Genomic DNA, 19,310 nt, shown 5'->3' with positions numbered 1-19,310 from the left:
GGTCTCCTCAGGCCAGGCGTGCCGTGACTTGGCGGATGCGTTCGCCGAACAGGCGCGCGGTCTTCAGGTCGCCGGCGGGGATTTCGTCCACCGCGGCGTCGGACGGGGTGGCGGTGGCCAGGCCGGCAAAGGAGGACAGGTAGTTGACGTCGTCGCGGTGCGCGCTCTTGGCGTTGCTCGGCATCATGCCGGTACCGGCCCACAGCATGCCGTGCTGCTGCGCCAGGGTGAACAGGGTGTACAGCGTGGTCTGCTTGTCGCCCGCCACCGAGGCCGAGTTGGTGAAGCCGGCCGCCAGCTTGTCCTTCCAGCCCTGCTTGAACCACACCGACGAGGCGGTGTCGGCAAAGCGCTTGAACTGCCAGCTCACGTTGCCCATGTAGGTGGGCGAGCCGAAGATGATGGTTTGCGCCTTGGCCAGCAAGTCCCAGCCCGCTTCAGGCAGCTGGCCTTCGGCGTCGATGGCCAGCAAGGTGGCGCCGCTGCCTTCGGCAACTGCCTCGGCGATCCTGGCGGTGTGGCCGTAGCCGCTGTGGTACACGATGACGATGTGCGAGTTCATGATGGTTCTCCAGGTTGTGATGGTGGGGTTTCCTTAGCTGCTGCCGTCGTTTCCGTTCGGCATGGAACCACTATAGTTGTTCCCAAGGCGAACATAAATCCCACAATCAGCAATTCATTTGATACATCATGTAACCAATAAAGACGTAAAAAAGGCATGCCGCAGCATGCCTGGGATGGTGTGCTGCGGCGCGGATCAGGTCCGCGCCTTGGCCATTAGACCACCACGCACTGGTGTTCGCCTGCCGCCGACGCGCGGATGGCGCCGATGCGGTAGACGGTTTCGCCGGCCGCTTGCAGCTGGGCCATGGCGGCGTCGGCGTTGTCGGCCGAGACGATCACGGTCATGCCGATGCCGCAGTTGAACACGCGGTGCATTTCAGCGTCGGCCACGCCGCCGTGCTGTTGCAGCCACTGGAACAGCGGCGGCAGGGTCCACGACTTGCCGTCCAGCTCGGCCGTCAGGCCGGGCTGCAGCACGCGCGGGATGTTTTCCACCAGGCCGCCGCCGGTGATGTGCACCAGGCCCTTCACTTCCATCGAGGCCATCAGCGCCAGCAGCGGCTTGACGTAGATGCGGGTCGGCTCCATCAGCACGTCGGCCAGCTTGCGGCCGTGGAAGTCGCCTTCCAGGTCCGGCTTGGCCACTTCGATGATCTTGCGCACCAGCGAGTAACCGTTCGAGTGCGCGCCCGACGAGGCCAGGCCCAGCACCACGTCGCCCGGGGCGATCTTGGTGCCGTCGATGATTTTCGATTTTTCCACCACGCCCACCGCGAAACCGGCCAGGTCGTACTCGCCGGCCGGGTACATGCTCGGCATTTCCGCCGTCTCGCCGCCGATCAGCGCCGCGCCGGACTGCTCGCAGCCCTTGGCGATGCCCTTGATGACGTCGGTCGCCTGCGGCACGTCCAGCTTGCCGCACGCGAAGTAGTCCAGGAAGAACAGCGGCTCGGCGCCCTGCACCAGGATGTCGTTGACGCTCATGGCCACCAGGTCGATGCCCACCGTGTCGTGGCGGTTCAGTTCGAAGGCCAGCTTCAGCTTGGTGCCGACGCCGTCCGTGCCGGACACCAGCACCGGCTCCTGGTACTTCTTGCTGATCTCGAACAGCGCGCCGAAGCCGCCGATGCCGGCCATGACGCCTTCGCGCATGGTGCGCTTGGCAAACGGCTTGATCGCTTCGACTAAAGCATCACCAGCGTCGATATCGACGCCGGCGTCACGGTAGGACAGGGAAACATTAGAAGGTTGGCTCATGGTGTATTTCGCAGCGGAGGCGGTAAAATAGAAGGCGGTGGCCGGAATTCGTGCATTTGTGACGCAAAACCCGGCAAGTCCGCTATTTTATCAAAATGCCCCGTCAACCTGCCGTTTTTACGAAAAACATCTTCCCCACATGCCATTCCCCCTCTCGGTCGAACAAAAACAAACGGCATTCTGGGTAGCATTGTGGCTGGCATTCGGCGTCCTGCTGGTGGCGCTGGGCCCTGTCCTGACACCATTCCTGGCGGCGGCCATCATCGCCTACGCCCTCAATCCCGGCGTGGACCGCATCGACCGCCTGCGCGTGGGCCGCTTCGACGTGCCGCGCCCGATCGCGGTGGTGGCGGTGGTGCTGCTGTTCCTGTGCGCGGTGCTGTCGATGGTGCTGATCGTGGTACCCGTGCTGCAAACCGAGATCCCGCTGCTGCAGGCGCAGATTCCCGCTTTCCTGGCCAAGGCCAACGACCTGCTGAGCCCGCGCCTGCGCGAAATGGGCATCAAGGTGCAGCTCGATTCGGCCGGCATCAAAAAACTCGTCTCGCAGCAGATGGTCGCCAGCGGCGACGAAATCTGGACCGCCGTGCTGGCCTCGGCGCGCGTGGGCGGCACCGCCGTACTGGGCTGGATCGCCACCCTGGTGCTGGTGCCGGTGCTGCTGTTCTACCTGCTGCTGGACTGGCACCAGATGATGGCGCGCATCGCCGGCGCCGTGCCGCGCCGCTATATCGGCGCCACCGTGGCCATGGCCGAGGAGGTCGACACCCTGCTGGCGCAGTACCTGCGCGGCCAGCTGCTGGTGATGGTGGTGCTGGCCGTGTACTACTCGAGCTGCCTGGCCATCGCCGGCTTCGACGTGGCGCTGCCGGTGGGCATCCTGACCGGCCTGCTGGTGTTCATCCCCTACCTGGGCTTCGGCCTGGGTCTGGTGCTGGCGCTGATCGCCGCCGTGCTGCAGTTCACCGACTGGAGCGGCGTGATCGCGGTGGCCGTGATCTACGGCGCCGGCCAGGTCATCGAAGGCTTTTTCCTCACGCCGCGCCTGGTGGGCGAGCGCATCGGCCTCAACCCGCTGGCGGTGATCTTCGCGCTGCTGGCCTTCGGCCAGCTGTTCGGCTTCGTCGGCGTGCTGCTGGCCCTGCCCGCCTCGGCCATCCTGATGGTGGCCTTCAAGCATCTTCGCGGCCACTACTTGCGCAGCAGCTTTTATAATGCGTAGTGTGAAGACGAATATGCAAACTGCGGGGCGGGAGCCATGAAGCAACTGGTGCTGGATTTAGGCGCCGAGCCTGTGCTCACCCTCGACTCCTTCGAGGTGGGCCAGAACGCCGAGGTGGCCGCGCTGATGCGCGAGTTCGCCGGCCGCACCTCGCGCGAGCATTTCGCCTACCTGTGGGGCGACACCGGCGCCGGCAAGAGCCACATCCTGAAGGCACTCGGCGCCCTGGAAGGGGCGCGCTACATCTCGCCGTTCTCGATCGAATCCGAATTCGTCTATTCGCCGGAGGTGGACCTGTACCTGCTCGACGACTGCGAGAAGCTGTCGCCGCTGGCGCAGATCGACGCCTTCGCCCTGTTCAACGAGATCCGCGCCAACAACGCCTTCATGGTGTGCAGCGGCGCGGTGGCGCCGGCCGTGCTGCCGGTGCGCGAGGACTTGCGCACGCGCATGGGCTGGGGCCTGATCTACCGCCTGCACGGCCTGACCGACGATGAAAAGGTTGCCGCATTGACCACGGCGGCGGCGGCCCGCGGCTTGACGCTGTCGCCCGGCGTGTTACCCTATTTGCTTTCGCATTACCGGCGCGACATGCGCTCGCTGTCGGAAATGCTGGACGCGCTCGACCAATATTCCCTTGAAACCCAACGTCCCATTACCCTGCCGCTGCTGCGCGAATGGCTGCAGGCGGAAGCGAAAGAATGATGAACCTGGCCCTGTTTGACCTCGACCACACCCTCCTGCCCATCGATTCGGACTACGAATGGGGCCAATTCCTGTGCCGCATCGGCGCCGTCGACGCGCAGGCCTTCGCGGCCCGCAACCAGGCCTTCTTCGAGCAGTACCAGGCCGGCACGCTGGACCCGGTGGAGTACCTGGAGTTTTCGCTCGGCACCCTGGCCGGCTTCCCGCGCGCCAGACTGGACCAGATGCACGCGCAGTTCATGCGCGAAGTGATCGCCCCGGCCATCCGCCCGACCGCGCGCGCGCTGCTGCAAAAGCACCTGGACGCCGGCGACCTGGTGGCCATCGTCACCGCCACCAACCACTTCATCACCGCGCCCATCGCCGAGGCGCTGGGTATCGAGCACCTGATCGCGGCCATGCCGGAAGTGGCGGCCGACGGCAGCATCACCGGCAAGCTGGTGGGCACGCCGACCCAGGGCCACGGCAAAGTGGTGCACACCAAGGCCTGGCTCGAGAAACTGGGCAAGCGCCTGGAAGACTTCGAGACCGTGCATTTCTACAGCGACTCGCACAACGACATCCCGCTGATGTCGGTCGTCACCCACCCGGTGGCCACCAATCCGAACGCCGCACTGACCAGCCACGCCGCCGAAAAAGGCTGGCCAACGATAAATATATTCAATGATTAAGAAATTGATCCGCAAAATCCTCGGTGTCAAAGAAGCCCCCGTGCGAGACACCAGTGTCCCGGTGGTACTTGGCGCCAACCAGCACGGCATCGACCCGCGCCTGCTGTCCTCGAACGCCGTGCGCGTCACCAGCACCCTGCAGGAAGCGGGCTACCAGGCCTTCGTGGTCGGCGGTGCCGTGCGCGACCTGCTGCTGGGCGTGAAGCCGAAAGACTTCGACATCGCCACCGACGCCACGCCCGAGCAGGTCAAGCGCCTGTTCCGGCGCGCCTTCATCATCGGCAAGCGCTTCCAGATCGTGCACGTGATGTTCGGCCAGGACCTGCTGGAGGTGACCACCTTCCGCGGCCCCTCGATCGAGAACGCGCCCAAGGATGAACACGGCCGCGTCCTGCGCGACAACACCTTCGGCAGCATGGCCGAGGACGCCGAGCGGCGCGACTTCACCATCAACGCCATGTACTACAACCCGGCCAACGAGGAAGTGTGGGACTACCACGGCGGCATCGAGGACATCCGCGCCAGGACGCTGCGCATCATCGGCGTGCCCGAAGCGCGCTACCGCGAAGACCCGGTGCGCATGCTGCGCGTGACGCGCTTCGCGGCCAAGCTGGGCTTCCAGATCGAGCCGGGCACGCGCGAGCCGATCACCATCATGGCGCCGCTGATCAACAACGTGCCCCCGGCGCGCGTGTTCGACGAGATGCTCAAGCTCCTGATGTCGGGCCAGGCGCTGGCCTGCCTGCTGCAGCTGCGCAAGGAAGGCCTGCATCACGGCCTGCTGCCGCTGCTCGACGTGGTGCTGGAGCAGCCGCTGGGCGTGAAGTTCGTGACCCTGGCGCTGGACTCGACCGACAAGCGCATCCACGCCGGCAAGACCGTCTCGCCGGGCTTCCTGTTCGCGTCGCTGCTGTGGCACCAGGTGCTGGAGAAGTGGAACGCCTACAAGGCCGCCAGCGAATTCCCGATCCCCGCGCTGCACCTGGCGGCGGACGACGTGCTCGATTCGCAAACCGAAAAACTGGCCCTGCAGCGCAAGATCGGTTCGGACATGCGCGACATCTGGTCGATGCAGCCGCGCTTCGAACGCCGCACCGGCAAGAACCCGTACAAGCTGCTGGAACACCTGCGCTTCCGCGCCGGCTATGACTTCCTGCTGCTGCGCTGCGCCTCGGGCGAGATCGACGCCGAGCTGGGCGAATGGTGGACCGCCTTCTACGACGGCGACGAAACCGAACGCGAACAGCTGGTGGCCGGCTTGAGCCACGGCGGCGGCGCTGCCGGCGGTGCGAAGCGCAAGCGTCCTCCGCGCCGCGGCGGCCGCAGCAAAGGCGAAGGCGGCGAAGGCGGCGAAGGCGGCGATGCCGGCCAAGGCAGCCAGGACGGCGACAGCGACTACAGCGGCGGCAGCCGCGCCGACGCGGGCCAGGCCGGCGGCCGCACAGCGGGGGGCAATGCGCACGCGGAAGCAGGCGCCGACGCCGCGCCGCGCGAACCGCGTCCGCCGCGCTCGCGTGCACCGCGCGCGCCCCGCAAACGCGCCCCTGCCAGCGCCGACACCGGCAACGGCGGCGGCAACGACGGCCAATGAGCGCGGTGCTGAACGCCATGGGCACCACCGCCTACATCGGCATCGGCGCCAACCTGGGCGACGCACAGGCCAACGTGCAGGACGCCATCGCGCGCCTGCGCGCCCTGCCCGGCTGCACCGTGAGCGCCGTCTCCTCGCTGTACCGCACCGCCCCGATCGACTCCAGCGGCGACGACTACATCAACGCCGTGGCCTGCCTGGAAACGGAACTGGGTGCGCAAGCGCTGCTGCAGGCGCTGCAGGGCATCGAGCAGGCGCACGGCCGCGAGCGCCCCTACCACAACGCCCCGCGCACGCTGGACCTGGACCTGCTGCTCTACGGCCGGCAACAGATCAACAGCCCCGAGCTGACCGTGCCGCACCCGCGCATGTGCGAGCGCGCCTTCGTCATCGTGCCGCTGCTGGAAATCGCCGGCAACATCGCCATCCCCGGCCGCGTCCCCGCGCGCTGCTTCGAATCGGCCGTCGCCGGCCAGGCCATCACCAAGCTGTAAGCGCCCATGCAAACCCTCCTTCTGCTCGCCGCCTCCAACATCTTCATGACCATTGCATGGTACTGGCACCTGAAGGGCGGCATGAACAAGCCGCTGTTCACGGTCATCATGATCAGCTGGGCCATCGCGTTCGTGGAGTACTGCCTGGCGGTGCCGGCCAACCGGATCGGCTTTGCCAGCGGCTGGAGCGCCGGGCAGCTGAAGGTGACGCAGGAGGCCATCGCGCTGATCGTGTTCGGCGTGTTCATGGTGACCGTGCTGGGCGAGCCGGTGAGCTGGCGGCACCTGGCGGCGTTCGGCTGCATCATGGCGGCCGTAGCCTTCCTCTTTGTGGGCAAATAGTGGCCGCCGTCTATTTCGGATCCCCACGCTGAAAAGAAAGTTCTTTCGCAGGTAGAATACGCGGTTTGGCGGCAGGCATTACACTGGCGCCACCGGGATCACACTACTTGAGGAACATCCATGTCTGGTTATTTGCAAGGTAACGAAATGGCGGGCAGCGCTCCTGTGCCGGCCGCTGGTGCAAGCGCTGCCGCCGCTCCGGCCGCGGCGCCGGCAAAACCCGTGGCGCACAAGGCGGTCACCATCCCAGCGCTGAACGCGCGCAAAGCCGCCGGCGACAAGATCACCATGCTCACCTGCTATGACGCGAGCTTCGCCTCGCTGATGGACCGCTGCGGCGTGGAAGTGCTGCTGATCGGCGATTCGCTGGGCATGGTCTGCAATGGCCTGGACTCGACGCTGCCGGTGACGCTGGACGAAGTGGCTTACCACACCCGGGCGGTCGCGCGTGGCAACAAGTCTGCGCTGGTGCTGGCCGATATGCCGTTCGGTACCTACGCCAACCCGCAGCAGGCGTTCGACAACGCGGTCAAGCTGATGCAGGCCGGCGCGCACATGGTGAAGATCGAGGGCGGCGCCTGGCTGGCCGAGACCGTGAAGTTCCTGACCGAGCGCTCGGTGCCGGTATGCGCGCACCTGGGCCTGACGCCGCAGTCGGTGCACCAGCTGGGCGGCTACAAGGTGCAGGGCAAGACCATCGAGAGCGCCGAGCTGCTGAAGTCGGACGCGCTGAAGCTGCAGGCCGCCGGCGCCGCGATGGTGGTGCTGGAGGCGATTCCCACCCAGCTGGGCAAGGAAGTGACCGAGCTGCTGGCCATGCCGACCATCGGCATCGGCGCCGGTCCGGACTGCTCCGGCCAGGTGCTGGTGATGCACGACCTGCTGGGCGTGTTCCCTGGCCGCAAGGCACGCTTCGTGAAGAACTTCATGGAAGGGCAGACCAGCATCGACGCGGCCGTCAGCGCCTATGTGGCCGCCGTCAAGGATGGTTCCTTCCCGGCCCAGGAACACTGCTTCTAGGCGCAACGGCGGGTTGGCGCCTCGGGCGCGTCACCCGCCCATCGTCAGCCGATCTGTATCCAGGTCGTCTTCAGCTCGGTGTACTTGTCGAAGGCGTGCAGCGATTTGTCGCGCCCGTTGCCGGACTGCTTGTAGCCGCCGAAAGGCACGGTGATGTCGTCGCCGTCGTACTGGTTCACGTGCACCGTGCCGGCCCTCAAGGCCCGCGCCACCTGGATCGCCTTGCTCATGTTGGCGCTCCACACCGCCGCCTGCAAGCCGTACGGCGTGGCGTTGGCCTGCTTCACCGCGTCCTGCACATCCGTGAAGCTGAGCACCGACAGTACCGGTCCGAATATCTCTTCCTGCGCGATCCTCATGCCGCTGTCGACCTGGTCGAACAAGGTCGGCGCGACGTAATAGCCGCCGCTTTGCGCGCGCTCCTGCGCGCCGCCCGCCAGCAGCCGCGCGCCGCCTGCCTTGCCCGCCTCGATATAGCCCAGCACCGTTTTCATCTGCACTTCGTCCACGATGGCCCCCATCACGGTGGCTTCGTCCAGCGGATCGCCCGGCTGGTAGCGCGGCACCATGGCCAGCGCCTTTTCGATGAAGGCGTCCTTGATCGACTCTTCCACGAACAGGCGCGACGGCGCGTTGCAGCTTTCGCCCTGGTTGAAATAGATCGAGCCCACCGCCGCCGCCACCGCCGCGTCCAGGTCCGGGCAGTCGGCGCAGACAATGTTGGCGGACTTGCCGCCCAATTCAGTCCAGGCGCGCTTCAGGTTCGACTGCCCCGCCATCTGCATGATCTGCTTGCCCACCCGGGTGGAGCCGGTGAAGGCGATGCAGTCGACGTCCATGTGCAGCGCCAGCGCGCTGCCCGCTTCGTTACCGTAGCCCGGCAGCACGCTGAACACGCCGGCCGGAATGCCCGCCTGCAGCGCCAGCTCGGCCAGCCGCAATGAAGTCAGCGGCGCCTTTTCGGACGGCTTGAGCACCACGCTGTTGCCCGCCGCGAGCGCCGGGGCGATCTTCCACGCGGCCATGATCATCGGGTAGTTCCACGGAATGATGGCGCCCACCACGCCCACCGGTTCGCGCGTAATCAGCGCCAGGCTGTTGCTGGCGGTGGGGGCGATTTCGCCGTACACCTTGTCCACCGCTTCGCCGTACCAGCGCATGCAGTTGGCGGCCGCGCCCACGTCCACGCTCTGACTGTATTTGATCGGCTTGCCCATGTCCAGGGTTTCCAGCAGCGCCAGGTCGGCGGCGTTTTGCTGGATCAGGTCCGCAAAGCGGATCAGCACGCGCTTGCGTTTGGCGGGCGGCATGCCGGCCCAGCGGCCATCCTCGAAGGCGGCGCGGGCGGCTTGCACGGCCGCGTCCACGTCGGGCGCGCCGCAGCGGGCCACGGCGGCCAGCTTGCGGCCATCGATGGGGGAATGTTTGTCGAACTGCTGTTCGGTGCGGGACCAGGCGCGCTCACCGTTGATGAAGGCGCGGCCGTCGATGTTCAGCGCAAGTGCGCGCTCGTGCCAAAGTGCGTCTGCCATGCTTGCTCCTTGATTGGCGGGCAGGCGCCCGCCAGATCATTTTACGCCTTGCCGGCGGCGGAGACTTGTTTCATTCGTGCGCGCTGGGTGCGCGCCATGTAGACGCTGGAGGCGATCACCGCCACCGTCACCACCAGGATGGTGATGGCTGCCACCGCGTTCACACGCGGGTCCAGCCCGAGGCGGGCGCGCGAGAAGATCACCAGCGGCATGGTGGTCGAGCCTGGCCCGGACAGGAAGGCCGACAGCACCACATCGTCCAGCGACAGCGTGAACGTCAGCAGCCAGGCCGAGGCCAGCGCCTGCTTGATGTTGGGCAGCGTGACCAGGAAGAACACCTGGTAGGGACGGCAGCCCAGGTCCATGGCCGCCTCTTCCAGCGACTTGCTCATCTCCTGCAGGCGCGACTGCACCACCACGGTGGCGTAGGCCATGCCGAGCAGCGTGTGGCCGATCCAGATGGTGTTCAGGCCGCGCTCCGGGAAACCGAACATCTTCTGCGCCGACACCAGCATCAGCAGCAGCGACAGGCCGATGATCACTTCCGGCATCACCAGCGGCGCGCTGGTCATGGCCGAGAACAGGGTACGGCCGGCGAAGCGGCGGTAGCGGTTCAGCACGAAGGCGGCGAAGGTGCCCAGCACCACCGATGAGCAGGCCGTCAGGAAGGCAATGCGCAAGGACAGGCCGAAACCGGAAATGATCTCGCTGTCGTGCATCAACTCGCCGTACCACTGGGTGGAGAAGCCGCTCCACACCATGTCCTGGCGCGAACTGTTAAACGAGAACACCACCAGCACGATGATCGGCAGGTAGAGGAAGATGTAGCCGAGCGAAAGCCAGCCGCGGCCGAACCAGCGCGGGATCAGGGAGCCCTTCATTTGCGCCCTCCTTCGCTTTGTTCGGCCTGGTATTTGTTAAGGATCGCCATCGGCACCAGGATCAGCAGAATGACCACCACGGTGACGGAGGACGCCATCGGCCAGTCGTTATTGGTAAAGAATTCGTCCCACAGCACGCGCCCTATCATCAGCGTTTCCGGGCCGCCCAGCAGCTCGGGGATGACGTATTCGCCCACGGCGGGAATGAACACCAGCATGGAGCCGGCGATGATGCCGGACTTCGACAGCGGCACCGTGATGCGCCAGAACGCCTGCCACGGGGTGGCGCCCAGGTCGGCCGCCGCTTCCAGGTAACGCAGGTCCATCTTGGCCAGGTTGGTGTACAGCGGCAGTATCATGAACGGCAGGTAGGCGTACACCATGCCGAGCACCAGCGAAAACGAGGTGTTCATCATGTGCAGCGGTTCCTGGATGGCGCCGATGGAGATGAGGAAGTTGTTCAGGATGCCCTGGTTGGCCAGGATGCCCTTCCAGGCGTAGATGCGCAGCAGGAAGGAAGTCCAGAACGGCAGCATCACCATCATCAGCAGCACCGGGCGCAGCGAGGGCCGCGCGCGCGCCATGAAATAGGCGAACGGGTAGCCGATCAGCAGGCAGCAGGCGGTGGTGATGGCGGCGTACTTGAGCGAGCTCAGATAGGTCAGCACATACAGCTCGTCGGCCGCGATGAACAGGTAGTTCGATACCTTGATCTTGATATCGACGATGCCCTCGGCATAGGTCACCAGGGTGCCGAAGGGATTGCCGGCATCGACCTCGGTGAAGCTGATGCGCGCCACGATCAGGAAGGGGATCAGGAAGGCGCCGATCAGCCACAGGTAGGGCACGGCGATGACGGCGCTGCGGCCGCTCAGCCAGCGCAGCGTCAGCAGGTCTTTGAAGAATGTGAACATGGAAAGCCCCTGCCGCTCAACGGGTCAGCACGACAACGTCGCTGCCGTCCCACCACGCGTGCACGCGCTGCTCGCGCTGCAGGGGTGCTTCGGCATGGCGCGCCGAGTTGGTGCGCGCCACCTTGAGCCGCATGCCGCTGTCCAGCCTGACCTGGTAGTGGGTTTCGTTGCCGAAGTAGGACACCGCCGCGATCACGCCCTGCACGCAGTTGTGGCCGTGCTCTTCCACCTTGGCGCGCTGCGACATGGTGGGCGCGTTCGGCTGCAGCACGATCTTCTCCGGGCGCACCGCCACGCTCACTTCCATGTCGTCGGTGCCGGTGATGCCGTGGCTGACGTAGTGGCTGGTTTCGTCCGATTCGATCACCACGTAGCTGGGCTGGTCTTCGGTGACCCGGCCTTCGAACAGGTTGACCGAGCCGATGAAGTCGGCCACGAAGCGGCAGTTCGGGGTTTCATAGATTTCGCCCGGCGCGCCCACCTGCAGGATGCGGCCCTCGCTCATGATGGCAATGCGGGTGGCCATGCTCATCGCCTCGTCCTGGTCGTGGGTGACCATCACGCAGGTCACGCCGACCTGTTCGATGATGTTGACCAGCTCGACCTGGGTCTGCTCGCGCAGTTTCTTGTCCAGCGCGCCGAGCGGTTCGTCCAGCAGCAGCAGCTGCGGGCGCTTGGCCAGGCTGCGCGCCAGCGCCACGCGCTGCTGCTGGCCGCCGGACAGCTGGTGCGGCTTGCGCTTGCCGTAGGCCGTGAGCTGCACCAGCGACAGCATGTGGTCCACGCGCGCGGCCACTTCCTGCGCCGGCAACCCGTCGCGGCGCAGGCCGAAGGCGATGTTGTCCCACACCGACAGGTGCGGAAACAGCGCGTAGGACTGGAACATCATGTTGATGGGGCGCTCGTACGGCGGGGTGCTGATGATGTCCTTGCCGCCCAGGGTAATGGCGCCGGAGGTGGGCGTTTCGAAACCGGCCAGCATGCGCAGCAGGGTCGACTTGCCGCAGCCCGAACTGCCCAGCAGGGCGAAAATCTCGCCCTTGTTGATCGTCACCGACACATCATTGACGGCGCGCACGCCGTCAAAATCCTTGACCAGATTGCGGATTAACAGGAAAGGCTGGCCAGCGTCGGCGGGTTGGACTGTCGTCATATTGGCGAATTGATAAGCTTAATCGGGATGCACGCGCGCGGCGAGGCCGCACGGCAAGAGACGTGATTATAAATGCAGCATATCGAGGAAGACTACCAAAATGCGGTTACAACAGCCCTCTTTGGCGCACTTCTTCCAGCGTCAGGTCCAGCGCGCGGCGGATCAGCGACACCATCTCGTCGATTTGCGCGTGCGTCATCACCAGCGGCGGGGCAATGATCATGCGCTCGCCCACGGCGCGCATGATGATGCCGGTGTTGAACATGTGGGCGCGGCACAGCATGCCCACGCCCAGCGCCGGGTCGAACCGCACCTGGTAGTGCACGTTTTCCGCCTTGCGCTTGACCAGGTTGAGCCCGGCCACGAAGCCGCAGCTCTCCGCGCTGCCGACCAGCGGGTGCTCGGCCAGCGTGAGGAAAGCCCGCTTCAGATAGGGGCCGGTGTCGTTCGCCACGCGTCCGACCAGCCCCTCCTCTTCGAGGATGCGCAGGTTTTCCAGCGCCGCCGCGCAGGCCACCGGGTGGCCGGAATAGGTGAAGCCGTGGTTGAAGTCGCCGCCCTGCGCGATCAGCACGTCGGCCACGCGGTCGCTCACCAGCACGCCGCCCAGCGGCACGTAGCCGGAGGTGACGCCCTTGGCGAAGGTGATCAAATCCGGCCTGAAGGGCTCGGAGGCGAACCAGCGCCCCAGCCGCCCGAAGCCGGTGATGACCTCGTCGGCGATCAGCAGGATGCCGTACTTGTCGCAGATGCGGCGGATCTCGGGCCAGTAAGTGTCCGGCGGGATGATCACCCCGCCGGCGCCCTGCACCGGCTCGCCGATGAAGGCGGCCACCTTGTCCGGTCCCACTTCCAGGATTTTCGCTTCCAGCCAGGATGCCGAGCGCAGGCCGAATTCGTCGGGCGTGAGGCCGGCGCCGTCGTCGTAGTAATTCGGCTGGCCGATGTGGACGATGCCGGGAATCGGCAAGCCGCCCTGCTCGTGCATGCCGCTCATGCCGCCCAGCGAGGCGCCCGCCATGGTGCTGCCGTGGTAGGAGTTGTGGCGGCTGATGATGACGTGGCGCTCCTTGAAGCCCAGCAGGTCCCAGTAGCGCCGCACCATGCGCACATTGGTGTCGTTCGCTTCCGAGCCGGAGCCGGTAAAGAACACGCGGTTGAAGCCCGCCGGCGCCAGCTGCGCCAGGCGCGCCGCCAGCTGCACCGCCGGCACGTTGGTGGTGTTGAAGAAGCTGTTATAGAACGGCAGCGTCTCCATCTGCTCGTACACGGCCCTGGAGATGCTGGTGCGGCCGTAGCCCACCGCCACGCACCACAGGCCGGACATGCCGTCCAAAATCTTGTTGCCTTCCGAGTCCCACAGGTAGATGCCCTCGCCGCGCACCATCACGCGCACGCCCTTCTCGCCCAGCGCCTTGTGGTCGGTGAAGGGATGCAGGTAGTGCGCATGGTCCTGCTGCTGGATGGTTTTGGTGTCCGTCATGATGGCGCCCCTGTCAAACGTGCAGCAGCAAATGTTCGCGTTCCCAGGGGCTGATGACCTTCATGAACTCCTGGTGCTCCACGTCCTTGATGGCGGCGTAGACGTCGATGAAGCGGTCGCCCAGCACGGCGCGCAGCTTGTCCTCCTTGCGCAGCGCGGCCAGCGCTTCCGGCAGGCCTTGCGGCAGCTCGTATTTCATGTCGTAGGCGCTGCCGGTGGTGGCCGGCGTCGGTTCGAGCTGCTCGGTCATGCCGAGGTAGCCGCAGGCCAGCGTGACGGCCAGCGCCAGGTAGGGATTGGCGTCCGCGCCGATGATGCGGTTTTCCACGCGGCGGTCCTGCACGCCGGATTCGGGCACGCGGAAGCCCACGGTGCGGTTGTCCACGCCCCACTGGATGTTGATCGGCGCGGCGGTGTGGCGCACCAGGCGGCGGTAGGAGTTCACGTACGGCGCCACGATGGCCATGGCGGCGGGCATGTAGCGCTGCAGGCCGCCGATGTAGTGCTTGAACACGGCGGCCGGCGAGCCGTCCTCGTTGCTGAAGATGTTGCGGCCGCTCTTCACGTCCACCACGCTCTGGTGCACGTGCATGGCCGATCCGGGTTCGCCCGCCATGGGCTTGGCCATGAAGGTGGCGTACATGTCGTGCTTGAGCGCCGCTTCGCGCAGGGTGCGCTTGAAGAAGAACACCTTGTCGGCCAGGCCGAGCGGGTCGCCGTGCAGGAAATTGATCTCCATCTGGCCGGCGCCGATTTCGTGGATCAGCGTGTCCACGTCCAGGCCCATCAGGTCGCAGTAGTCGTAGATGTCCTCGAACAGCGGATCGAACTCGTTGACCGCGTCGATGCTGTAGATCTGGCGGCTGGTCTCGGCGCGGCCGCTGCGGCCGATGGGCGCCTTGAGCGGCAGGTCGGGATCGATATTCTTGGCGGTCAGGTAAAACTCCAGCTCGGGCGCCACCACCGGCTTCCAGCCGCGCTCCGCGTACAGCTTGAGCACGCGCCGCAGCACGGTGCGCGGCGCGAAGTCCACCAGCGCGCCGTCGGCGAAATAGCAATCGTGGATCACCTGCGCGGTGGGGTCGGTGGCCCACGGCACCATGGTGATGGTAGTGGGGTCGGCCTTGAGGATCATGTCGCGGTCGGTGGCCGAGATGGCGCGGTCGTAGGCCGCGTCGTCGGTCGGATAGTTGCCGGTGACGGTCATGCCCAGCACCGCTTCAGGGATGCGCATGCCGCGCTCCTGCGTGAATTTCCCGCGCGGCAGGATCTTTCCACGGGCGACGCCGGTCAGGTCGGGGACCAGGCATTCAATTTCGGTGACCCGTTTTTCATTGAGCCACAAATCCATATCTGTGTACGTAAAGTTTTCGCGAATTGCCATGATGAGCTCTCTAAAAGTCTTGATCTGACACGGCCGGGTATCGCTTGCGGGCCGTGTACGCGGGACTGCAGCGTGGCTGCAATGAGAGCGCAGCTAAGGAATGCGTTCCTGGTAGGTACGGCATGCCTGCCCGAAGGCTTGGAACATTTTCATTGAATCCTGGTTGGCGGTGGCCTGCCACTCAGGGTGCCACTGCACCGCCAGCGTGAAGCCGGGCGCCGTGGCGACGGTGCAGGCTTCCACCAGCCCGTCGTCGGCGGTGGCTTCCGCCACCAGCCCCGGCGCGAGACGGTCGATACCCTGCCCGTGCAGGGAATTGACCATGATCTCGCGCGCGCCATCGAGGATGTGCGCGAGTTTTCCGCCCGGCGCGATTTGGACGCGGTGCGCCGGGCCATACTGTTTTTCAAGCGTATCCAGCGGACTGTCGCGGTGGTCCAGCATGCCCGGCACTTCCTGCACCGCCTGGTGCAGGGTGCCGCCCAGCGCCACGTTCAGTTCCTGGAAGCCGCGGCAGATCGCCATCAGCGGGATGCCGCGCTTGAGGGCGGCGCGTATCAGCGGCAGCGTGGTGGCGTCGCGCGCATGGTCCTGCGGCAGTTCGAGGTTGAGTACTTCCTGGCCGTACAGGATGGCTTGCAGATTGGAGGCCGAGCCGGTGAGCATGATGCCGTCGGCGGCCGAGAGCACGGCTTCGAAATCGGTCTGCGCGCCCAGCGCAGGCAGGATCAGCGGCATGCAGCGGGCTCCCTGTACAACGGCGTCGATGTACTTGGAATGCACGGCGTGGTCGGGATGCGAGCCTATATGCCGGGTGCAGGCGGGGACGATAACTAATGGTCGGCGCATGGCTTCAGTCTCTGTGCAGAGGCCTCCGTTTAAGCGATAAGCCAATTTATCACATTTCCAGATTTGCTATCATCACGCACAACACTTTTGCTGCAAAGCCACACATTGAAACATCTTCCCTGGCGCGACTTCTTCGCCCTCATCCTCAGTATCGGCGTCGTCGGCCTCGGGCTCGGCGCCACCATTCCCCTCGCCGCGCTCACGCTGGACCAGCGCGGCGCGGGCGCGCACTTGATCGGCCTGGTGACGGCGGCCAGTGCGCTCGGCATCCTCGGCTCGGCGCCTTTCGTCACCGGCTGGGTGGCGCGTTTCGGGCCGCGCGGCACCATGATCGGCGCGGTATGGGCGGCGGCGCTGTCCACCGCCCTGATGCAGATCACGGACAACGTGTGGCTGTGGGGCGTGCTGCGCTTCGTGTTCGGCGCCGCCATGGGCGTGCTGTTTACGGTGGGCGAGGCATGGGTGAACCGGCTGGCGCCGGACAACTCGCGCGGGCGCGTGGTGGCCATCTACACCACCAGCTTTACGCTGTTCCAGCTGGCCGGTCCGGCGCTGGTGGCGGCGCTGAACGGCAAGGTGGCGTGGAGCTTTGCGGCCTGCGGCGGCCTGTTCCTGCTCGCGCTGCCGGGCCTGGGACTGATCAACGGGGCGCGCCTGCCGGACAGCGATGAGCCGCATCCGCGCTGGCAGAGCGTGCTGCCGAAAATGCCGATGATCGTGATGGGCGCGGCCTTCTTCGCGCTGTTCGACACGTTGATCCTGAGCTTCCTGCCAGTGTATGCGATCCGCCAGGGCATCGTAACGGAGCTGGCGCTGCTGTCGGCCACCGTGGTGCTGGTGGGCGATACGGCGCTGCAGTTCGCCATGGGCTGGCTGGCGGACCGCTACGGCCGCCGGCGCGTGCACGTCGCCTGCGGCGTGGCGGTGTGCCTGCTGCTGCCGCTGCTGCCGTTCGCCGCCGGCACGCCGTGGCTATGGTGGACGCTGCTGGTGGCGCTGGGCGCGGCGGCCGGCGCCATCTACATGCTGTCGCTGGTGGCATGCGGAGAGAAATTCTCCGGGCCGTCGCTCACCACGGCCAGCGCGGTGGTCAATGCCTCGTGGGGCGTGGCCAGCGCGGGCGGTCCGCTGGTCACGGGGGTGCTGATGCAGAGCGCCGGCATCCAGGCGCTGCCCGCCGTGCTGTTCGCGGGCTGCGCGCTGTTCCTGGCCAGCGCGTGGTGGGAACGGCAGCGCGGCCTGGCCCCCGCGCGCAGCACTCCCTGAGCGCGCCGGCGTGGAAATTGGTGACATTTGGACACAGGCCGCCATGCTACGCTAGCGCTCCTTTTTCTCCTCCAGCTCAATCAATGAACGCAAGACTACTATTTGGCGCGCTGCTGCTGGCCAGCATGCTGGCCGGATGCGGCGGCGAACAGCCTGCCGAACCAGCGGCAGCCATGCAGCCCAAGCTGCTGAGCGGCGGCGCCGTCGCCAGCGCCGCTGCCGCCGTCAGCGCCGGCACCGAGGTGCGCCGCTTCGAAGGCCTGCGCTCGGACTACACCGTCTACAACTCCGGCAGCTATGCCACGGTCACCAACAAGAGCGGCGTGCAGGTCAGCGTACCGGTCAACAGCACGCTGCGCTTCTCCGACAGCTCCCTGGTGCTGGGCACGGACGGCACACCTGCGGTGGTCTACCGCCTGTACCAGGCGGCGTTCGGCCGCGCCCCCGCCATTGGCGGCCTGACCTTCTGGACCAATGCGCTGGACAGCGGCTATTCGCTGGAAACCATTGCCGGCAATTTCATCGACTCCGACGAATTCCGCCGCCTGTACGGTCCGGCCCCCGCACCGAACGACTTCGTCAGCAAGCTGTATCGGAACATCCTGCACCGCGATGGCGATCCGGACGGCGTCGCCTTCTGGCTCACCGCCCTGATTCGCGGCGTCGCCACGCCGCCGCAAGTGCTGATGGGGTTCAGCGAAAGCGACGAAAACCGCCTGGGCGTGAAGGCCGCCATGCAACAAGGCATTGCCATCTTCGAGCGCGGCGTCAGCTACACCCCGGTGGCGCGCACCGGCGGCTCGCAAGAGGTACTGGCCGGCTCGCAGGTGCAGCTGGACGGCACGGCCAGCACGGCCAATGGACCGCTGACCTATGAGTGGGCCATGCTGATGCGTCCCGGCGGCAGCCAGGCGGTATTGGCCAACACCCAGGGCGGCACGCCCACGTTCACCCCCGACGTTGCCGGCCAATACCTGGTGACGCTGACGGTGCGCACCGGCGCCACGCGCAGCAAGGAAGTGTCCTTGCTGGTGGTGGCCAAGGTGATACCGGAACTGTGGAAGCCGGACGCCAGCGCATTGCCGGCGGCCGGCAACTACGTGTACCTGCAAGGTTCGGGCGGCGACTACATCGTCGGCAACCGCAGTTATCTGTACCGCCAGAGCGATGCCGCGTTTACCCTGTCGGCCAGCGACAACTACCTGTCGCTGCGGGTGGCGGGCGACCAGGACTGGACGGGCGACTTCAAGCAATCGGGCAGCGGCGCCAGGCTCTCGCCCGGCTACTACGGCGACCTGACGCGCTATCCCTTCCAGAACGCGAATATGGGCGGCCTCGACTGGTCCGGTGAAGGACGCGGCTGCAACACGCTGCGCGGCTGGTTCGTGGTGGACAAGGTGGAATACGCCGGCGCCAAGCTGTCGGCAATCGACCTGCGCTTCGAGCAGCACTGCGAAGGCGGCAGCTCGGCGCTGCGCGGGCAGGTGCACTGGAACGCGGCCGACAACACCGGCGCGCCAGGCCCGGTACTGCCGGTGCCCGCGGGTCTGTGGACGCCTACGGTGAACCCGGCCGGCAATTCGGTCTACCTGGAAAGCACGGCGGGCGACTACATCGGCGGCGGCAAGAAATACCTCTATCTGGAGAGCGCTGCCACCGTCAGCGTTACCGGCAACAGCTTTACCGTCAGCGTCAACAGCAACGGCGACCGCTGGAGCGGCGAGTTCGTGGGCATGAATTCGCTCAGCGAGCTCAAACCGGGCTACTACGGCGGACTGCAGCGCTACCCCTTCCACAACGCCGTCAAAGGCGGCATGTCGTGGGGTGGCAACGGACGCGGCTGCAATACGCTGACCGGCTGGTTCGTGATCGACAAGATCAGCTACGAAAACGGCAACGTGAAAGAACTCGACGCCCGCTTCGAACAGCACTGCGAGGGCGGCAGCAGCGCCCTGCGCGGGCGGATACGCCGCGTGTTCTGA

The 19,310-nt window shown here is 66.0% G+C and carries 18 protein-coding genes; 9 read left to right on the top strand and 9 right to left on the bottom strand.

Going from position 1 to position 19,310, the window contains the following annotated elements:
* Positions 1–7: 7 nt before the first annotated feature.
* Both ASD15_RS01405 and purM read right to left on the bottom strand, forming a co-directional pair.
* Positions 8–562, bottom strand: coding sequence for a flavodoxin family protein (locus ASD15_RS01405; RefSeq protein WP_057152925.1), 555 nt, complete (start codon positions 560–562; stop codon positions 8–10).
* 215 nt (positions 563–777) lie between these two features.
* On the bottom strand, positions 778–1,821 hold the full coding sequence (purM, locus tag ASD15_RS01400) for a phosphoribosylformylglycinamidine cyclo-ligase (RefSeq protein ID WP_057152923.1): 1,044 nt from the start codon (positions 1,819–1,821) through the stop codon (positions 778–780).
* A gap of 139 nt (positions 1,822–1,960) precedes the next feature.
* Here purM and ASD15_RS01395 point away from each other — a divergent pair, with 139 nt between their 5' ends.
* From ASD15_RS01395 to panB, 7 genes are all read left to right on the top strand, one after another.
* A complete protein-coding gene (locus ASD15_RS01395; protein WP_057152921.1) occupies positions 1,961–3,043 on the top strand; it encodes an AI-2E family transporter in 1,083 nt (360 codons plus the stop codon).
* Between the two features lie 36 nt (positions 3,044–3,079).
* Positions 3,080–3,748, top strand: a complete 669-nt coding sequence (gene hda / locus ASD15_RS01390) for a DnaA regulatory inactivator Hda (RefSeq protein WP_057152919.1) — start codon at positions 3,080–3,082, stop codon at positions 3,746–3,748.
* Positions 3,748–4,419 (top strand): HAD family phosphatase, encoded by a 672-nt coding sequence (locus tag ASD15_RS01385; protein WP_057153622.1) that lies wholly within the window; start codon positions 3,748–3,750, stop codon positions 4,417–4,419. The genes hda and ASD15_RS01385 overlap by 1 nt, the downstream gene beginning before the upstream one ends.
* Positions 4,412–6,010: a polynucleotide adenylyltransferase PcnB gene (gene pcnB / locus ASD15_RS01380; RefSeq protein ID WP_082551474.1), complete on the top strand. Its 1,599-nt coding sequence runs from the start codon at positions 4,412–4,414 to the stop codon at positions 6,008–6,010. Before ASD15_RS01385 ends, pcnB begins: the two co-directional genes overlap by 8 nt.
* Entirely contained in the window at positions 6,007–6,504 is a 498-nt protein-coding gene (gene folK / locus ASD15_RS01375) for a 2-amino-4-hydroxy-6-hydroxymethyldihydropteridine diphosphokinase (RefSeq protein ID WP_057152917.1), read from the top strand. Before pcnB ends, folK begins: the two co-directional genes overlap by 4 nt.
* A 6-nt stretch (positions 6,505–6,510) precedes the next feature.
* Entirely contained in the window at positions 6,511–6,846 is a 336-nt protein-coding gene (locus tag ASD15_RS01370) for a DMT family protein (RefSeq protein WP_056401868.1), read from the top strand.
* 120 nt (positions 6,847–6,966) lie between these two features.
* Positions 6,967–7,866 (top strand): 3-methyl-2-oxobutanoate hydroxymethyltransferase, encoded by a 900-nt coding sequence (gene panB / locus ASD15_RS01365; protein WP_082551473.1) that lies wholly within the window; start codon positions 6,967–6,969, stop codon positions 7,864–7,866.
* Positions 7,867–7,910: 44 nt separating this feature from the next.
* Here the strand turns inward: panB and ASD15_RS01360 are convergent, their stop codons facing one another.
* The 7 genes from ASD15_RS01360 to ASD15_RS01330 all read right to left on the bottom strand — a co-directional run bounded on the left by ASD15_RS01360 (position 7,911) and on the right by ASD15_RS01330 (position 16,062).
* Positions 7,911–9,398 (bottom strand): aldehyde dehydrogenase, encoded by a 1,488-nt coding sequence (locus ASD15_RS01360; protein WP_057152914.1) that lies wholly within the window; start codon positions 9,396–9,398, stop codon positions 7,911–7,913.
* A 41-nt stretch (positions 9,399–9,439) separates the two neighbouring features.
* Positions 9,440–10,279 carry an ABC transporter permease gene (locus ASD15_RS01355; protein ID WP_057152912.1) on the bottom strand — a complete coding sequence of 280 codons (840 nt, stop codon included), beginning with the start codon at positions 10,277–10,279 and terminating at the stop codon, positions 9,440–9,442.
* Positions 10,276–11,193, bottom strand: coding sequence for an ABC transporter permease subunit (locus ASD15_RS01350; RefSeq protein ID WP_057152910.1), 918 nt, complete (start codon positions 11,191–11,193; stop codon positions 10,276–10,278). Before ASD15_RS01350 ends, ASD15_RS01355 begins: the two co-directional genes overlap by 4 nt.
* A gap of 16 nt (positions 11,194–11,209) precedes the next feature.
* The gene (locus ASD15_RS01345) at positions 11,210–12,346 is read right to left on the bottom strand and encodes an ABC transporter ATP-binding protein (RefSeq protein ID WP_057152908.1); all 1,137 of its coding nucleotides are present in this window, start codon (positions 12,344–12,346) and stop codon (positions 11,210–11,212) included.
* A gap of 106 nt (positions 12,347–12,452) precedes the next feature.
* Positions 12,453–13,829, bottom strand: coding sequence for an aspartate aminotransferase family protein (locus ASD15_RS01340; protein WP_082551472.1), 1,377 nt, complete (start codon positions 13,827–13,829; stop codon positions 12,453–12,455).
* Positions 13,830–13,842: 13 nt separating this feature from the next.
* Complete coding sequence (locus ASD15_RS01335) at positions 13,843–15,213, bottom strand: glutamine synthetase family protein (RefSeq protein ID WP_057152904.1); 1,371 nt, start codon at positions 15,211–15,213, stop codon at positions 13,843–13,845.
* Between the two features lie 93 nt (positions 15,214–15,306).
* Complete coding sequence (locus ASD15_RS01330; protein ID WP_057152902.1) at positions 15,307–16,062, bottom strand: gamma-glutamyl-gamma-aminobutyrate hydrolase family protein; 756 nt, start codon at positions 16,060–16,062, stop codon at positions 15,307–15,309.
* Between the two features lie 105 nt (positions 16,063–16,167).
* On the opposite strand from ASD15_RS01330, the gene ASD15_RS01325 reads away from it, so the two are divergent.
* Positions 16,168–17,328 (top strand): MFS transporter, encoded by a 1,161-nt coding sequence (locus tag ASD15_RS01325; protein ID WP_057152901.1) that lies wholly within the window; start codon positions 16,168–16,170, stop codon positions 17,326–17,328.
* A gap of 83 nt (positions 17,329–17,411) precedes the next feature.
* A complete protein-coding gene (locus ASD15_RS01320; protein ID WP_057152899.1) occupies positions 17,412–19,310 on the top strand; it encodes a DUF4214 domain-containing protein in 1,899 nt (632 codons plus the stop codon).

This window comes from Massilia sp. Root351 (genome assembly GCF_001425045.1).
Lineage (GTDB): Bacteria > Pseudomonadota > Gammaproteobacteria > Burkholderiales > Burkholderiaceae_D > Rugamonas.
This window is presented reverse-complemented; position numbering and strand designations above follow the sequence as displayed.

Excerpts from the sequence above, each read along its gene's own strand:
- ASD15_RS01405 (WP_057152925.1), bottom strand. The coding sequence starts at position 562 with ATGAACTCGCACATCGTCATCGTGTACCACAGCGGCTACGGCCACACC.
- purM (WP_057152923.1), bottom strand. The coding sequence starts at position 1,821 with ATGAGCCAACCTTCTAATGTTTCCCTGTCCTACCGTGACGCCGGCGTC.
- ASD15_RS01395 (WP_057152921.1), top strand. The coding sequence starts at position 1,961 with ATGCCATTCCCCCTCTCGGTCGAACAAAAACAAACGGCATTCTGGGTA.
- hda (WP_057152919.1), top strand. The coding sequence starts at position 3,080 with ATGAAGCAACTGGTGCTGGATTTAGGCGCCGAGCCTGTGCTCACCCTC.
- ASD15_RS01385 (WP_057153622.1), top strand. The coding sequence starts at position 3,748 with ATGAACCTGGCCCTGTTTGACCTCGACCACACCCTCCTGCCCATCGAT.
- pcnB (WP_082551474.1), top strand. The coding sequence starts at position 4,412 with ATGATTAAGAAATTGATCCGCAAAATCCTCGGTGTCAAAGAAGCCCCC.
- folK (WP_057152917.1), top strand. The coding sequence starts at position 6,007 with ATGAGCGCGGTGCTGAACGCCATGGGCACCACCGCCTACATCGGCATC.
- ASD15_RS01370 (WP_056401868.1), top strand. The coding sequence starts at position 6,511 with ATGCAAACCCTCCTTCTGCTCGCCGCCTCCAACATCTTCATGACCATT.
- panB (WP_082551473.1), top strand. The coding sequence starts at position 6,967 with ATGTCTGGTTATTTGCAAGGTAACGAAATGGCGGGCAGCGCTCCTGTG.
- ASD15_RS01360 (WP_057152914.1), bottom strand. The coding sequence starts at position 9,398 with ATGGCAGACGCACTTTGGCACGAGCGCGCACTTGCGCTGAACATCGAC.
- ASD15_RS01355 (WP_057152912.1), bottom strand. The coding sequence starts at position 10,279 with ATGAAGGGCTCCCTGATCCCGCGCTGGTTCGGCCGCGGCTGGCTTTCG.
- ASD15_RS01350 (WP_057152910.1), bottom strand. The coding sequence starts at position 11,193 with ATGTTCACATTCTTCAAAGACCTGCTGACGCTGCGCTGGCTGAGCGGC.
- ASD15_RS01345 (WP_057152908.1), bottom strand. The coding sequence starts at position 12,346 with ATGACGACAGTCCAACCCGCCGACGCTGGCCAGCCTTTCCTGTTAATC.
- ASD15_RS01340 (WP_082551472.1), bottom strand. The coding sequence starts at position 13,829 with ATGACGGACACCAAAACCATCCAGCAGCAGGACCATGCGCACTACCTG.
- ASD15_RS01335 (WP_057152904.1), bottom strand. The coding sequence starts at position 15,213 with ATGGCAATTCGCGAAAACTTTACGTACACAGATATGGATTTGTGGCTC.
- ASD15_RS01330 (WP_057152902.1), bottom strand. The coding sequence starts at position 16,062 with ATGCGCCGACCATTAGTTATCGTCCCCGCCTGCACCCGGCATATAGGC.
- ASD15_RS01320 (WP_057152899.1), top strand. The coding sequence starts at position 17,412 with ATGAACGCAAGACTACTATTTGGCGCGCTGCTGCTGGCCAGCATGCTG.